The organism is Streptomyces sp. SCL15-4 (assembly GCF_033366695.1).
Taxonomy (GTDB): domain Bacteria; phylum Actinomycetota; class Actinomycetes; order Streptomycetales; family Streptomycetaceae; genus Streptomyces.
Window position 1 is genome coordinate 2,453,514 of sequence record NZ_JAOBTQ010000001.1, and the last position, 15,751, is coordinate 2,469,264.

Below are 15,751 nucleotides of genomic sequence, written 5' to 3' on the forward strand. Positions count from 1 at the left end.
CCATAACAGTTCGGCAGCTTCGCACATCGTCCGCACACCCTGAGGGCGTAAACACCGAAGACCGGCATCCGCTCGGACCGTGAAGGTAAGTAACCTTGCATCCGGCTGTCCAGCCGCACCGGTCCGACCGGCCTGGGCGGTGGCACGAGTACGAGCGGGCATCGGAGGGGCGGCCGGACATCATGACCACCGGACTGATCCCCGGGGGGCAGCCCCCGGAGCCACAGCCGACGGACGAGCCGATGCCGCGGCAGCGGCTCGACCCGGCCGGCGAGCCAGCCCCGCATGCCGACGAACGGCCGAGGAGTTCTGTGATCACCGCGCGAGCGGCTGCCAGTTTCGAGCCCGTCGGGCGATCGGTCGCGACCGCCCGTTCCTTCGTCCGCGACACCCTCCAGGGCTGGGGATTCGCCGACATCGTCGACGACGCGGTCGTCCTGACCAGCGAACTGGTGACCAACGCCGTCGTCCACGCGGGCACCCACGCGGACGTGCTGTGCCTGCGCACCCAGGACGGCGTGCGCATCGAGGTCTCCGACCGCTACCCCGAGCGCGAGGTCCCCCTCCAGAGTTCCGCCGTCTCCATGAGCAGCCCGGACCGCGAGGGCGGCCGCGGACTCCAGCTGTGCGCGGCCCTCGCCACCCGCTGGGGCGTCGACTACACCCCGACCCACAAGAACGTCTGGTTCCAGCTCGACCTGCCCGAACGCCCGGTCGGCACCCGCACCGCCGGCCCGGCCCTGCCCGCCGACCTGCTGCCGCTGGCCGACGGCCGGGTCCGCGTCGCCGTCCTCCAGATCGACCGCAAGGGCGGCATCAGCGCCTGGAACGAGGACGCGGAGGAACTGTTCGGCTATCCGGCCTCCGACGTCATCGGCAAGCCCCTCACCGACCTGGCGGCCTGGCCGCACACCCCGGGCACCGGCACCGGCATCGCCGAGGCACTCGGGCTCTCCCGCTGGGAGGGCACCTACGGCATCCGCCGCTCCGACGGCCGCGTGTCCCAGGTGTACGCCTCCCACCTGCGGGTCCGCGACACCGGCGGCGAACCCTCGACCGTCTGCCTGCTGGTGCGCGACCACGAGCGCGCCGTCCTGCAGACGCCGTCCCGCGTCCCGGCCGGCGACCAGAGCACGTCCTCCGACGGGCAGGGCACCGACCCCTTCGAGGTGTTCATCGGCTCCCCCGCGCCGGACGACCTCGACGGGCTGCTCCAGCGCACCGTGGAGCGCGCCCGCGACATGCTCGACGGCGACTCCGCCTTCCTGCTGCTGGCCACCGACGACGAGACGGAGCTGGAGGTCCGCGCCTCCACCGGACTGCCCTCCGCCCGCCAGCGCTTCGCCCGCGTCCCGGTCGAGGCGGGCCCGGGCCGCTACGGCTCCGCCCGCATGCCCGCCGTCCACGACGACCTGGCCGCCGTCCCCGGAGCGGTACCGCTGCTCACCGGCACCGGCATGCGCTCGGTCGTCACCGTCCCGCTGAAGGTCGAGGGCCGCCTCACCGGCTCCCTCGGCGTCGCGGCCGAGGCACCCGGCCGGTACACCAACGAGGAGGCGCTGCGCCTGCAGTTCGCCGCCGACCGGATCGCCCTGGCCGTCGAGTCGGCCCGCCTCGGCGAGCTGGAACGGCTGCGCCGCGGCTCGTTGAGCTTCCTCGTCGAGGCCTCCGACCTGCTGGCCGGCACCCTGGACCGCGACCAGACGCTGGCCCTGATGGCCCAGATGACGGTCCCGACCCTGGCCACCTGGTGCGCGGTGTACACGATCGCCGACCAGGCCTCCGAACCGTACCTCTCGTACGTCCTGCACGAGGACGAGGAACTCATCGACGGCATCAAGTCGTTGCTGTCGAAGATCCCGCCGCCGGACCCGGTGCCGACGCCCGGCGCCCGGGTCTGGACGGCCCCGGGCGAGGTCGCCCACCAGGCGGCCCTGCGCAGCTCCATGCGCAGCCTGGGCCTGGCCGGCGGGCCCACGCACCGGGTCGCCTCCGGCATCGGCCCGACGCTCTCGACGGCGTCCGCGGTCGGCGGCGAGACCGTGGTCCTGCCGCTCGTCGCCCGCAACCGCGTCATCGGCATGCTGACCCTCGGCAAGCCCACCGACGAGCACTTCCGCCAGGAGATCCTGGAACTCGCCGAGGACCTCAGCCGCCGGGCCGCCCTGGCCCTGGACAACGCCCGCCTGTACTCGGAGCGCACGGCCATCAGCCAGTCCCTCCAGCGCAGCCTGCTGCCGCCGGGCCTGCCGCAGATCGACGGCGTCGAGGTCGAGGTCATCTACCGCGCGGCGGGCGAGGGCAACGAGGTCGGCGGCGACTTCTACGACGTCTTCCCCATCGGCAACGGCGCGTACGGCTTCGCCATCGGCGACGTCTGCGGTACGGGTCCCAACGCGGCGGCGGTCACCGGACTGGCCCGGCACGCCTTGCGCCTGCTGGCCCGCGAGGGCCTGCCCGGGCCGGCGGTCCTGGAGCGCCTGAACTCCGCGATCCTCGACGAGGGGGACCGCAGCCGCTTCCTGACGTTGCTCTACGGCGAGTTGCGCACGCAGGACGACGGCAGCGCGGAGCTGAAGGTGGTGTGCGCCGGCCATCCGCTGCCGTTGCGCCTGCGCCAGGACGGCACGGTGACGGCCGCGGCCGAACCGCAGCCGCTGCTGGGCGTCATCGAGGACTTGGAGCTGTACGAGGAGACGGTCACCCTGGATCCGGGGGACGTGCTGCTCTGCGTCACGGACGGCGTCACCGAACGCCGGGAGGGCACGCGCATGCTGGGCGACGACGGTCTCGCCGATGTCCTCACCACGTGCACGGGTCTGACGGCGGGTGCGGTCGCGGCACGCATCATGCGCGCGGTCGAGCGTTTCGCGTCGGACGCCCCGTCCGACGACATGGCGATTCTGGCGATGCGCGTGCCGGGCCTTCACATGGAGGTGTGAAGAAGCACGAATAAGGCCCCACCCGGAAGGGTGGGGCCTTATTTGGCGGAGCCCCCAAACGGAATCGAACCGTTGACCTTCTCCTTACCATGGAGACGCTCTGCCGACTGAGCTATAGGGGCCTGTCGTTTTCGAGGTTTCCCTCGCGGCGACAGAGAAACTGTACCCCGAACCGGCCGCAGTTCCCAAATTCGTTCGGGCCTGGTCAGAAGGCGGGCTGAAGCAGCCCGCCGAGGGCGTTGCAGGCGGCGGCCGTCCGCTGCATGTCGCGCTTGGTGAGCATGGCGTCCACGGGCAGTGCGAGGGTCTCGTCGGCGGCCAGCTCGGTCTCCGGCAGCGACACGCACCGCCGGAACTCCGGCAGTCGGTGCACGGGCGTCTTCACCGGTACCCGGCACTCGACTCCTCTGGCCCGCAGGGCATGCGCGAACGCGTCCCGGTCCGGCCGGCCGTTGCCGGGCACCCGCACGACGTACTGCTGATAGGTGTGCCCGTCCCCGCCGTCCGGTGTCCGTACGCCCTTGAGTTTGACGTCGAGGTAGGCGGCCCGCTGCCGGCGCTGGGCTATCTCGTCGTACGGCGCCTCGGACTCGCCCTGCTCCAGCACCAGCAGCCCGTGCCGCCGCCCGAGCGCGTGCAACCGCCGCATGTCGGCGCGCCGTCCGAAGCGGTGTACGACAACCACCGCGGCGGTGCCGGGAGTTATGGCCGCCTCGACCGCGTCGGGGGCGAGGCAGTAGGTCACCGGGTCTATGTCGGCGAACACCGGGAGCGCGCCCGCCGAGGACACGGCCTGGGCGACTTCGACGTTCCCGAAGGCCGGTACGACGACCTCGTCACCGGCCCCGACGCCGGCGGCCCTGAGCATCGCTGCAGTTCCCATGTCCGGAATGCTGTGCCCGGAACGTGAACGACACGTTACGCGAAACAGAAAAAGGCCGGACCCTGAACCGAAGTTCAGGATCCGACCTTTATCAAAGATTGTTCGGCGGTGTCCTACTCTCCCACAGGGTCCCCCCTGCAGTACCATCGGCGCTGTGAGGCTTAGCTTCCGGGTTCGGTATGTAAACCGGGCGTTTCCCTCACGCTATGACCACCGAAACACTATGAAACAATCAACCGGAACGCCCCCCAAGGGGGCGACATGGTCGTGGTTTCAGAACCAACACAGTGAACGCGAGCATCAATGGACAAGCCCTCGGCCTATTAGTACCAGTCAACTCCACCCGTTACCAGGCTTCCATATCTGGCCTATCAACCCAGTCGTCTACTGGGAGCCTTACCCCATCAAGTGGGTGGGAGTCCTCATCTCGAAGCAGGCTTCCCGCTTAGATGCTTTCAGCGGTTATCCCTCCCGAACGTAGCCAACCAGCCATGCCCTTGGCAGAACAACTGGCACACCAGAGGTTCGTCCGTCCCGGTCCTCTCGTACTAGGGACAGCCCTTCTCAAGACTCCTACGCGCACAGCGGATAGGGACCGAACTGTCTCACGACGTTCTAAACCCAGCTCGCGTACCGCTTTAATGGGCGAACAGCCCAACCCTTGGGACCGACTCCAGCCCCAGGATGCGACGAGCCGACATCGAGGTGCCAAACCATCCCGTCGATATGGACTCTTGGGGAAGATCAGCCTGTTATCCCCGGGGTACCTTTTATCCGTTGAGCGACGGCGCTTCCACAAGCCACCGCCGGATCACTAGTCCCGACTTTCGTCCCTGCTCGACCCGTCGGTCTCACAGTCAAGCTCCCTTGTGCACTTACACTCAACACCTGATTGCCAACCAGGCTGAGGGAACCTTTGGGCGCCTCCGTTACCCTTTAGGAGGCAACCGCCCCAGTTAAACTACCCATCAGACACTGTCCCTGATCCGGATCACGGACCCAGGTTAGACATCCAGCACGACCAGACTGGTATTTCAACGACGACTCCACCCACACTGGCGTGCGAGCTTCACAGTCTCCCAGCTATCCTACACAAGCCGAACCGAACACCAATATCAAACTGTAGTAAAGGTCCCGGGGTCTTTCCGTCCTGCTGCGCGAAACGAGCATCTTTACTCGTAGTGCAATTTCACCGGGCCTATGGTTGAGACAGTCGAGAAGTCGTTACGCCATTCGTGCAGGTCGGAACTTACCCGACAAGGAATTTCGCTACCTTAGGATGGTTATAGTTACCACCGCCGTTTACTGGCGCTTAAGTTCTCAGCTTCGCCACACCGAAATGTGACTAACCGGTCCCCTTAACGTTCCAGCACCGGGCAGGCGTCAGTCCGTATACATCGCCTTACGGCTTCGCACGGACCTGTGTTTTTAGTAAACAGTCGCTTCTCGCTGGTCTCTGCGGCCACCCCCAGCTCAGAGCGCAAAGCTCATCACCAGGTGTGGCCCCCCTTCTCCCGAAGTTACGGGGGCATTTTGCCGAGTTCCTTAACCATAGTTCACCCGAACGCCTCGGTATTCTCTACCTGACCACCTGAGTCGGTTTAGGGTACGGGCCGCCATGAAACTCGCTAGAGGCTTTTCTCGACAGCATAGGATCATCCACTTCACCACAATCGGCTCGGCATCAGGTCTCACCCTGCAAGAGTGGCGGATTTGCCTACCACTCGGGCTACACCCTTACCCCGGGACAACCACCGCCCGGGATGGACTACCTTCCTGCGTCACCCCATCACTCACCTACTAACCGCTTGGTCCGGCGGCTCCACCACTTTCCATTCCCCGAAGGGTCCGGAACGGCTTCACGGCCTTAGCATCACGATGCTCGATGTTTGACGCTTCACAGCGGGTACCGGAATATCAACCGGTTATCCATCGACTACGCCTGTCGGCCTCGCCTTAGGTCCCGACTTACCCTGGGCAGATCAGCTTGACCCAGGAACCCTTAGTCAATCGGCGCAAACGTTTCTCACGTTTGTATCGCTACTCATGCCTGCATTCTCACTCGTCAACCGTCCACGACTACCTTCCAGTGCCGCTTCACCCGGCAGACGACGCTCCCCTACCCATCACAGCACCCGTTGGGGCTTATTGCTGCAATGACACGACTTCGGCGGTACGCTTGAGCCCCGCTACATTGTCGGCGCGGAATCACTAGACCAGTGAGCTATTACGCACTCTTTCAAGGGTGGCTGCTTCTAAGCCAACCTCCTGGTTGTCTGTGCGACTCCACATCCTTTCCCACTTAGCGTACGCTTAGGGGCCTTAGTCGATGCTCTGGGCTGTTTCCCTCTCGACCATGGAGCTTATCCCCCACAGTCTCACTGCCGCGCTCTCACTTACCGGCATTCGGAGTTTGGCTAAGGTCAGTAACCCGGTAGGGCCCATCGCCTATCCAGTGCTCTACCTCCGGCAAGAAACACACGACGCTGCACCTAAATGCATTTCGGGGAGAACCAGCTATCACGGAGTTTGATTGGCCTTTCACCCCTAACCACAGGTCATCCCCCAGGTTTTCAACCCTGGTGGGTTCGGTCCTCCACGAAGTCTTACCTCCGCTTCAACCTGCCCATGGCTAGATCACTCCGCTTCGGGTCTTGAGCGTGCTACTAAAACGCCCTATTCGGACTCGCTTTCGCTACGGCTTCCCCACCCGGGTTAACCTCGCAACACACCGCAAACTCGCAGGCTCATTCTTCAAAAGGCACGCAGTCACGAGAACAAGGCAAGCCTCGTTCCGACGCTCCCACGGCTTGTAGGCACACGGTTTCAGGTACTATTTCACTCCGCTCCCGCGGTACTTTTCACCATTCCCTCACGGTACTATCCGCTATCGGTCACCAGGGAATATTTAGGCTTAGCGGGTGGTCCCGCCAGATTCACACGGGATTTCTCGGGCCCCGTGCTACTTGGGTGTTTCTCAAACGAGCCGCTGATGTTTCGACTACGGGGGTCTTACCCTCTACGCCGGACCTTTCGCATGTCCTTCGCCTACATCAACGGTTTCTGACTCGTCGACCAGCCGGCAGACTGATCAAGAGAAATCCCACAACCCCGTATACGCAACCCCTGCCGGGTCTCACACGCATACGGTTTGGCCTCATCCGGTTTCGCTCGCCACTACTCCCGGAATCACGGTTGTTTTCTCTTCCTGAGGGTACTGAGATGTTTCACTTCCCCTCGTTCCCTCCACACTGCCTATGTGTTCAGCAGCGGGTGACAGCCCATGACGACTGCCGGGTTTCCCCATTCGGAAACCCCCGGATCAAAGCCTGGTTGACGACTCCCCGGGGACTATCGCGGCCTCCCACGTCCTTCATCGGTTCCTGGTGCCAAGGCATCCACCGTGCGCCCTTAAAAACTTGGCCACAGATGCTCGCGTTCACTGTGTAGTTCTCAAACAACGACCAGCCACCCATCACCCCAGACCAAAGGTCCGAGTGCACTGGGGCCGGCAACTGAGGAAGTTCGCTCCCTCAGACACCCAACAGCGTGCCCGACCAGACCCCGTCCGGTGATCATGCGTTCCACGCCCCGAAGAGCAGTACTAACAGCCACCGGCCCGAAACATCCGACCGAGTAGTCAACGTTCCACCCATGAGCAACCAGCATCAGACATTCGCTGATGTACTGGCCTCTGGACCGCTAGGCGGCCTAGAAGTGCTCCTTAGAAAGGAGGTGATCCAGCCGCACCTTCCGGTACGGCTACCTTGTTACGACTTCGTCCCAATCGCCAGTCCCACCTTCGACAGCTCCCTCCCACAAGGGGTTGGGCCACCGGCTTCGGGTGTTACCGACTTTCGTGACGTGACGGGCGGTGTGTACAAGGCCCGGGAACGTATTCACCGCAGCAATGCTGATCTGCGATTACTAGCGACTCCGACTTCATGGGGTCGAGTTGCAGACCCCAATCCGAACTGAGACCGGCTTTTTGAGATTCGCTCCACCTCACGGTATCGCAGCTCATTGTACCGGCCATTGTAGCACGTGTGCAGCCCAAGACATAAGGGGCATGATGACTTGACGTCGTCCCCACCTTCCTCCGAGTTGACCCCGGCGGTCTCCCGTGAGTCCCCAGCACCACAAGGGCCTGCTGGCAACACGGGACAAGGGTTGCGCTCGTTGCGGGACTTAACCCAACATCTCACGACACGAGCTGACGACAGCCATGCACCACCTGTACACCGACCACAAGGGGGGCACTATCTCTAATGCTTTCCGGTGTATGTCAAGCCTTGGTAAGGTTCTTCGCGTTGCGTCGAATTAAGCCACATGCTCCGCCGCTTGTGCGGGCCCCCGTCAATTCCTTTGAGTTTTAGCCTTGCGGCCGTACTCCCCAGGCGGGGCACTTAATGCGTTAGCTGCGGCACGGACAACGTGGAATGTTGCCCACACCTAGTGCCCACCGTTTACGGCGTGGACTACCAGGGTATCTAATCCTGTTCGCTCCCCACGCTTTCGCTCCTCAGCGTCAGTATCGGCCCAGAGATCCGCCTTCGCCACCGGTGTTCCTCCTGATATCTGCGCATTTCACCGCTACACCAGGAATTCCGATCTCCCCTACCGAACTCTAGCCTGCCCGTATCGACTGCAGACCCGGGGTTAAGCCCCGGGCTTTCACAACCGACGTGACAAGCCGCCTACGAGCTCTTTACGCCCAATAATTCCGGACAACGCTTGCGCCCTACGTATTACCGCGGCTGCTGGCACGTAGTTAGCCGGCGCTTCTTCTGCAGGTACCGTCACTTTCGCTTCTTCCCTGCTGAAAGAGGTTTACAACCCGAAGGCCGTCATCCCTCACGCGGCGTCGCTGCATCAGGCTTTCGCCCATTGTGCAATATTCCCCACTGCTGCCTCCCGTAGGAGTCTGGGCCGTGTCTCAGTCCCAGTGTGGCCGGTCGCCCTCTCAGGCCGGCTACCCGTCGTCGCCTTGGTGAGCCGTTACCTCACCAACAAGCTGATAGGCCGCGGGCTCATCCTGCACCGCCGGAGCTTTACAGCCTCCACCATGCGATGGAAGCTCATATCCGGTATTAGACCCCGTTTCCAGGGCTTGTCCCAGAGTGCAGGGCAGATTGCCCACGTGTTACTCACCCGTTCGCCACTAATCCCCTCCCGAAGGAGGTTCATCGTTCGACTTGCATGTGTTAAGCACGCCGCCAGCGTTCGTCCTGAGCCAGGATCAAACTCTCCGTGAATGTTTTCCCGTAATCGGGATGACACATCACGAGAGCGGTGCGAGAGGAGGAATAGTCCTCTCGCACACAGCGTCCTCGCTGTGTTTTTTCAAAGGAACCTCGTCCCGGCCGTGATGACCGGAGACGGGGTATCAACATATCTGGCGTTGACTTTTGGCACGCTGTTGAGTTCTCAAGGAACGGTCGCTTCCTTTGTACTCACCCTCTCGGGCTTTCCTCCGGGCGCTTCCCTTCGGTCTTGCGTTTCCGACTCTATCAGATCTTTTCTCGATCCGATTTCCTCGGTGCTTTCCAGGTTCCCGCTCTCGCGTTTCCCTTTCCGGCGGTTCCGACTTTATCAGAAGTTCTGAGCCGGTTTTCCACCCGCTCCGGGCGACCGTGTCCAGCGCGTGAAGTGCTGGGGTTCCCGGGTGGGCGGAGCCGTAAACGTACTGGAGCGGGGCGCCTCGATGCAAATCGAGGCGCCCCGCTCCAGGTCAGCACCGACGGGGCGTCAGACCTCCACGACCACCGGCAGGATCATCGGCCTGCGGCGATAGGTGTCCGAGACCCACTTGCCGAGGGTCCGGCGGATCAGCTGCTGGAGCTGGTGCGGCTCCACGACGCCGTCCTGGGCGGACCGCTCCAGGGAGTCCGTGATCTTCGGGAGCACGTCGGCGAACGCCGAGTCCTCGATACCGGAGCCACGGGCCTGGATGTGCGGGCCGCCGGTGATCTTGCCGGTGGAGGCGTCCAGGACGACGAAGACCGAGATGATGCCCTCGTCGCCGAGGATCTTGCGGTCCTTCAGCGCCGGCTCGCCGACATCGCCGACCGACAGGCCGTCGACGTATACGTAACCGGCCTGGACCTTGCCGGAGATCTTGGCCTTGCCGTCGACGAGGTCGACCACCACGCCGTCCTCGGCGATGACGATCCGGTCGTGCGGGACACCGGTCAGGACGCCCAGCTCGGCGTTGGCCCGCAGATGGCGCCATTCGCCGTGGACGGGCATCAGGTTTCTCGGCCGGCAGATGTTGTAGAAGTACAGCAGCTCGCCCGCGGACGCGTGGCCGGAAACGTGCACCTTGGCGTTGCCCTTGTGGACGACGTTGGCGCCCCAGCGGGTCAGGCCGTTGATCACGCGGTAGACCGCGTTCTCGTTCCCGGGGATCAGCGAGGAGGCGAGGATGACCGTGTCGCCGTCGACGATGCGGATCTGGTGGTCGCGGTTGGCCATGCGGGACAGGGCCGCCATCGGCTCGCCCTGGGAGCCCGTACAGACCAGGACCACCTTTTCGTCGGGCAGGTCGTCCAGCGCCCGGACGTCGACCACCAGGCCCGCCGGGACCTTCAGATAGCCGAGGTCGCGGGCGATGCCCATGTTGCGGACCATGGAGCGGCCGACGAAGGCGACCCGGCGGCCGTACTCGTGCGCCGCGTCCAGAATCTGCTGGATGCGGTGGACATGGCTGGCGAAGCTGGCCACGATGATCCGCTTGCGGGCGCCGGCGAAGACCTGCCGCAGGACGTTGGAGATGTCGCGCTCGTGCGGGGTGAAGCCCGGGACCTCGGCGTTCGTGGAGTCGGTGAGGAGGAGGTCGATGCCCTCCTCGCTCAGCCGCGCGAAGGCGTGCAGGTCGGTGAGGCGGTTGTCCAGCGGAAGCTGGTCCATCTTGAAGTCGCCGGTGTGCACCACCATGCCGGCGGGGGTGCGGATGGCCACGGCGAGGGCGTCCGGGATGGAGTGGTTGACGGCGATGAACTCGCAGTCGAAGGGGCCGATGCGCTCGCGGTCGCCTTCCGCCACCTCCAGGGTGTACGGCCGGATCCGGTGCTCCTGGAGCTTCGCCTCGATCAGGGCGAGCGTGAGCTTGGAGCCGATCAGCGGGATGTCCGGCTTCTCGCGGAGCAGGAAGGGGACGGCGCCGATGTGGTCCTCGTGGCCGTGGGTGAGGACGATGCCCTCGATGTCGTCGAGACGGTCCCGGATGGACGAGAAGTCCGGCAGGATCAGGTCGATTCCGGGCTGCTCCTCCTCGGGGAAGAGCACTCCGCAGTCGACGATCAGCAGGCGGCCGCCGTATTCGAAGACCGTCATGTTCCGGCCGATCTCGCCGAGACCGCCGAGCGGGGTGACCCGCAGGCCGCCCTGGGGCAGCGGTGGGGGCGGGCCGAGTTCAGGGTGCGGATGACTCAAAAGACTCTCCTCAAACACGCGCGCCACGTACCGGTCGGGCACGTGGCGCGCATGACGTTCGTGCAGAAGCAGTTGTGTGTGGGGTGCAGGCACCGGTGGGCCTGCGTCTGCGGTTGTCGATTCAGTTGTGAAGCCCGTGCTGTGGTGCCAAGTCTTTGCTCAGAGCTGTACCCCGCCGGCCGCAAGATCGATCTTGAGCTGGGCGATCTCCTCGGCGGAGCACTCGACCATGGGCGCGCGCAGCGGTCCGGCGGGCAGGCCCTGGAGCGCGAGGGCGGCCTTGGTGGTCATGACGCCCTGGGTGCGGAACATTCCGGTGTAGACCGGGAGCAGCTTCTGGTGGATCTCGGTGGCCTTGACGACGTCGCCCGAGGTGTACGCGTCCACCAGGGCGCGCAGGTCGGGGGTGACGAGGTGGCCGACGACCGAGACGAAGCCGACCGCGCCGACCGAGAGCAGCGGGAGGTTCAGCATGTCGTCGCCGGAGTACCAGGCGAGGCCGGAGCGGGCGATGGCCCAGCTCGCGCGGCCCAGGTCGCCCTTGGCGTCCTTGTTGGCGACGATCCGCGGGTGCTCCGCGAGCCGGACCAGGGTCTCCGTGTTGATCGGGACGCCGCTGCGGCCGGGGATGTCGTAGAGCATGACCGGCAGGCCGGTGGCATCGGCGACCGTCGTGAAGTGCCGGTACAGGCCCTCCTGCGGGGGCTTGTTGTAGTACGGCGTGACGACCAGCAGGCCGTGTGCGCCGGCGCGCTCGGCCTCGCGGGCCAGCTCGACGCTGTGGTGCGTGTCGTTGGTTCCGACGCCGGCGACGACGTGGGCGCGGTCGCCGACGGCCTCCAGGACGGCTCGTACCAGGTCCGATTTCTCCGCGTCGCTGGTGGTCGGGGACTCGCCGGTGGTGCCGTTGACGATCAGGCCGTCGTTGCCTGCGTCCACCAGGTGGGCGGCGAGCCGCTGCGCGCCGTCGAGGTCGAGTGCGCCGTCCGCCGTGAAGGGCGTGACCATGGCGGTGAGGACCCGCCCGAAGGGGGTCTGCGGAGTCGAGGTCGGAGCCATGGGTAACACGCTACTCGGTGCTCGATACGGGGTCTGCCCGCGGGGTGTCGGGAAAGTCAGGACAAAGAGGGAGCCCGGCACTGCCTGCTCGGGGGTTCAAGCAGTGCCGGGTCCGTTGATCAGGCTAGATGAACTTCTCTAAATGCCGCAATACGGACACTTCGCGAGGCTGGTCCGTACGCCCGTTCCCGGCGCGGGAACAAGGCTTCGTTACGGAGCCACACGCCCGTTCGCGTTGAAGGCGGCGTACGTCAACGGCATGAGCTTCGCCCACTCCGCCTCCATCTTCTCGCCCACCATTTCGATCTCCCGCTGCGGGAAGGAGGGCACCTTGGCCAGCTCGTGCTGGGTGCGCAGGCCGAGGAAGTGCATCAGGGAGCGCGCGTTGCAGGTGGCGTACATCGAGGAGTAGAGGCCGACGGGGAGCACGGAGCGGGCGACCTCGCGGGCGATGCCCTGGGCGAGCATCTCCTGGTAGGTCGCGTAGGCCTGGCGGTACGACTCCTCCATGGCGTGTCCGACCAGCGCGTGCTGCTCCTCGGTGCCCTCCACGAAGACGTACTTGCCCGGCCGGCCCTGCTGGACCAGCTTGCGGCCGGTGTCCGGGACGTAGAAGACCGGCTGCAGCTCGCGGTAGCGGCCGGACTCCTCGTTGTAGGACCAGCCGACGCGGTGCCGCATGAACTCGCGGAAGACGAAGATCGGGGCGCTGATGAAGAAGGTCATCGAGTTGTGCTCGAACGGGCTGCCGTGCCGGTCGCGCATCAGGTAGTTGATCAGGCCCTTGGAGCGCTCGGGGTCCTTGTTCAGTTCGTCCAGGGACTGCTCCCCGATGGTCGACACACGGGCAGCGAAGAGCACGTCGGAGTCCGCCGCGCTGTGCTTGACCAGTTCGACGGTGACATCACTGCGCAGGTCGATCTTCAGTTCATCCGGGGTGCGGGTCACGGTTGGACAGGTCCTTCCCACTGCTGCTGCTTGAGGTTCGCGCCCACTGTACGGGGGGACTCGGCCGCGAATGAAAGTGACCTTGCCTGCGATTTTTTCCGGACATGGGGGCACCTTTTGTGTCACCCGAACGTCTTTACCGGTGAAGCGTGCCCATTCGATCTTCCTACCCCCGAAAGGAGTGGCAGCCGCGATGTCCCGCCCCCAGCTACCGCCGGGAGGTGCCCCCGGCGGGTCCGTGCCCTTCGCCTTCCTGGCCGAGGCGGACAGGTTCCGCAGCAATGTGACTCCCCCGCCCCGTCAGCGCGCGTCCTTCGGCGAGATGGCCGGACGCTGGCTGCTGGGCCTCACCCTCGTCGCCGGACTCGTGGGGGCCCTGATAGCCGGTACGCCGGCGCTCTCCACGCCGTCCGACGCACCGGCCCAGCAGTCCCAGGCGTCCCAGGGACACTGAGCGCGGGCGCCTACTCTTCCGGACGCGCACGGCTGGTGGGCGCACACCCCGCCGGATAGCCTCACCGGGCACAGCCCATGCGAGGACCGAGCGAGGACCAGCCGTGCCCCTGCCCTTCCTGACGGCCGACCGCACCTTCGAGACGGCAGCCGAGAGCGCGCTGCCGCACGACTCCCCGGACCGCTGGCGACGCCCCTACCGGCCGGGGCCGTGGCGGGTGGGCATGGCCGCGCTGTGGCTGCTGCTCGCCTCGTTCGTGCTGTTCGGCGCGGTGCTCACCGCGCTGACCGGCTCGGTGCCCGACGCCGGGGCGGTCCTCGTGGCGGGGCTGCTGATCATCGCGTCCGCGCTGCGGCTGCTGCGCATGGGGGTGTGGGTGAGCCGGCGCGGGCTGCGCCGGACCGGCTTCCTGCGGACGCGGACGCTGCCGTGGGAGCGGGTGGTGTCGGTGCGGACGGTGCAGCGGCCGGTGCGCTGGCTGGGGCTGCCGCGCACGGTGCAGGGACAGGCGCTGGCCCTCGTACGCGCGGACCTGCCGCCCGACGACACCCCGCCGCTGCTGACCACGCACACCCTGGACTTCCTGGGCCGGCCGATGGCCTTCGACCGGGCGGCGGACACGGTGGAGGCGTGGGCGGCGGAGTGCGGGCGCGGCTGAGCGCTCCGAAGGGGCGCCGAGCCGTGGCGGTGCGCGGCTCCGCCGCGTGGGCGCGACCGGCCGGAACGGACCCGCACGCGCGCACCCTGACTCAGTGAGCGGGCGCGCGTACGGCCGTGTGCCGCGGGCCTGTGTCAGGCGCGCACGGGATGTCCGTCGTGCAGGGAGATGGCCTTCTGCATCGCCTTGCGGGCCCGGGGGGTGTCGCGGGCGTCGTGGTAGGCGACGGCGAGGCGGAACCAGCAGCGCCAGTCCCCCGGGGACGCCTCCGTCTCGGCCTTGCGCTTGGCGAAGACCTCGTCGGCCGAGTCACGGTCGATCCGGCCGTCGGGCAGGCGCCTCAGCTCGTCGACCGGCAGGCCGCCCTCGGCTTCGAGTTCGGCGGCCAGCTGGTTGGCCTTGCGGACGAACTGGGTGTTCTTCCACAGGAACCACAGGCCGATGACCGGCAGGATCAGCACCGCCACGCCGAAGGTGACGGTGAGGAGCGTGCCGGACTGGATGAGCATCACGCCGCGGCTGCCGACCAGGACGAAGTAGAAGACCAGGACGGCGGCCGTGACGAGGTAAGTGATCTTCGCGCGCATGACGTCTTCGGACTCAGCTCAGGTCCAGGAAGTGTTCCAGGCCGAAGGTGAGGCCCGGAGTGGTCACCACCCGGCGGGCGCCGAGCAGGATGCCCGGCATGAAGCTGCTGTGGTGCAGCGAGTCGTGCCGGACGGTCAGGGTCTCGCCCTCGCCGCCGAGCAGGACCTCCTGGTGGGCGAGCAGACCGCGCAGCCGTACGGCGTGCACGGGGATGCCGTCGACGCTGGCGCCGCGGGCGCCGTCGAGGGCCGTGGCGGTGGCGTCCGGCGCCGGGGCCGTGCCGGCCGCCCGGCGGGCCTCGGCGATGAGCTGGGCGGTGCGCGTGGCGGTGCCGGAGGGCGCGTCCACCTTGTTCGGGTGGTGCAGTTCGACCACCTCGACCGACTCGAAGTACGGCGCGGCGAGCTGCGCGAACCTCATCGTCAGCACGGCGCCGATGGAGAAGTTCGGCGCGATGAGCACGCCGGTCTCCGGGGACCGGTCGAGCCAGCCCCTCAGCTGCGCGAGGCGCTCGTCGGTCCAGCCGGTCGTGCCGACGACCGCGTGGATGCCGTGGCGCACGCAGAAGTCGAGGTTGCCCATGACCGAGGCCGGAGTGGTCAGCTCGACGGCGACCTGGGCGCCGGTCTCGGCCAGGGTCTCCAGCTTGTCGCCCCGGCCGAGGGCGGCGACCAGTTCCATGTCCTCGGCGGCCTCGACCGCCTTGACCGCCTCGGCTCCGATCCGGCCCTTGGCACCGAGGACCGCCACGCGCAGCTTGCTCATGTTCCTGCTTCCTAACCGGT

Annotated in this window: 9 protein-coding genes, 1 tRNA gene and 3 rRNA genes; 3 read left to right on the forward strand and 10 right to left on the reverse strand. The window is 66.1% G+C overall.

Annotated features, from left to right (window positions below; translation table 11 throughout):
• The first annotated feature begins 182 nt into the window (after nucleotides 1-182).
• On the forward strand, nucleotides 183-2,942 hold the full coding sequence (locus tag SCK26_RS10140; RefSeq protein WP_318200955.1) for a SpoIIE family protein phosphatase: 2,760 nt from the start codon (nucleotides 183-185) through the stop codon (nucleotides 2,940-2,942).
• 49 nt (nucleotides 2,943-2,991) lie between these two features.
• On the opposite strand, the gene SCK26_RS10145 is transcribed toward SCK26_RS10140, so the two are convergent.
• The 8 genes from SCK26_RS10145 to thyX form a co-directional block, all read right to left on the reverse strand.
• A tRNA-Thr gene (locus tag SCK26_RS10145) sits at nucleotides 2,992-3,064 on the reverse strand.
• 83 nt (nucleotides 3,065-3,147) lie between these two features.
• Complete coding sequence (locus tag SCK26_RS10150; protein WP_318205974.1) at nucleotides 3,148-3,810, reverse strand: DegT/DnrJ/EryC1/StrS family aminotransferase; 663 nt, start codon at nucleotides 3,808-3,810, stop codon at nucleotides 3,148-3,150.
• 115 nt (nucleotides 3,811-3,925) lie between these two features.
• Nucleotides 3,926-4,043 (reverse strand): 5S ribosomal RNA (gene rrf / locus SCK26_RS10155).
• An 85-nt stretch (nucleotides 4,044-4,128) separates the two neighbouring features.
• Nucleotides 4,129-7,250, reverse strand: a 23S ribosomal RNA gene (locus tag SCK26_RS10160).
• Nucleotides 7,251-7,553: 303 nt separating this feature from the next.
• A 16S ribosomal RNA gene (locus SCK26_RS10165) occupies nucleotides 7,554-9,080 on the reverse strand.
• Together the 16S, 23S and 5S rRNA genes form the textbook arrangement of a ribosomal RNA operon.
• Before the next feature lie 493 nt (nucleotides 9,081-9,573).
• Nucleotides 9,574-11,259, reverse strand: a complete 1,686-nt coding sequence (locus SCK26_RS10170) for a ribonuclease J (protein WP_318200956.1) — start codon at nucleotides 11,257-11,259, stop codon at nucleotides 9,574-9,576.
• A 159-nt stretch (nucleotides 11,260-11,418) separates the two neighbouring features.
• Entirely contained in the window at nucleotides 11,419-12,318 is a 900-nt protein-coding gene (gene dapA, locus SCK26_RS10175; protein WP_318200957.1) for a 4-hydroxy-tetrahydrodipicolinate synthase, read from the reverse strand.
• A gap of 210 nt (nucleotides 12,319-12,528) precedes the next feature.
• Nucleotides 12,529-13,266, reverse strand: coding sequence for an FAD-dependent thymidylate synthase (gene thyX, locus SCK26_RS10180; RefSeq protein ID WP_318200958.1), 738 nt, complete (start codon nucleotides 13,264-13,266; stop codon nucleotides 12,529-12,531).
• Between the two features lie 193 nt (nucleotides 13,267-13,459).
• On the opposite strand from thyX, the gene SCK26_RS10185 reads away from it, so the two are divergent.
• Nucleotides 13,460-13,720 carry a hypothetical protein gene (locus tag SCK26_RS10185; protein ID WP_318200959.1) on the forward strand — a complete coding sequence of 87 codons (261 nt, stop codon included), beginning with the start codon at nucleotides 13,460-13,462 and terminating at the stop codon, nucleotides 13,718-13,720.
• 103 nt (nucleotides 13,721-13,823) lie between these two features.
• The gene (locus SCK26_RS10190) at nucleotides 13,824-14,378 is read left to right on the forward strand and encodes a PH domain-containing protein (RefSeq protein ID WP_318200960.1); all 555 of its coding nucleotides are present in this window, start codon (nucleotides 13,824-13,826) and stop codon (nucleotides 14,376-14,378) included.
• Between the two features lie 134 nt (nucleotides 14,379-14,512).
• On the opposite strand, the gene SCK26_RS10195 is transcribed toward SCK26_RS10190, so the two are convergent.
• Nucleotides 14,513-14,965, reverse strand: coding sequence for a tetratricopeptide repeat protein (locus SCK26_RS10195; protein ID WP_318200961.1), 453 nt, complete (start codon nucleotides 14,963-14,965; stop codon nucleotides 14,513-14,515).
• 13 nt (nucleotides 14,966-14,978) lie between these two features.
• A complete protein-coding gene (dapB, locus tag SCK26_RS10200; protein WP_318200962.1) occupies nucleotides 14,979-15,731 on the reverse strand; it encodes a 4-hydroxy-tetrahydrodipicolinate reductase in 753 nt (250 codons plus the stop codon).
• Between the last annotated feature and the right edge of the window lie 20 nt (nucleotides 15,732-15,751).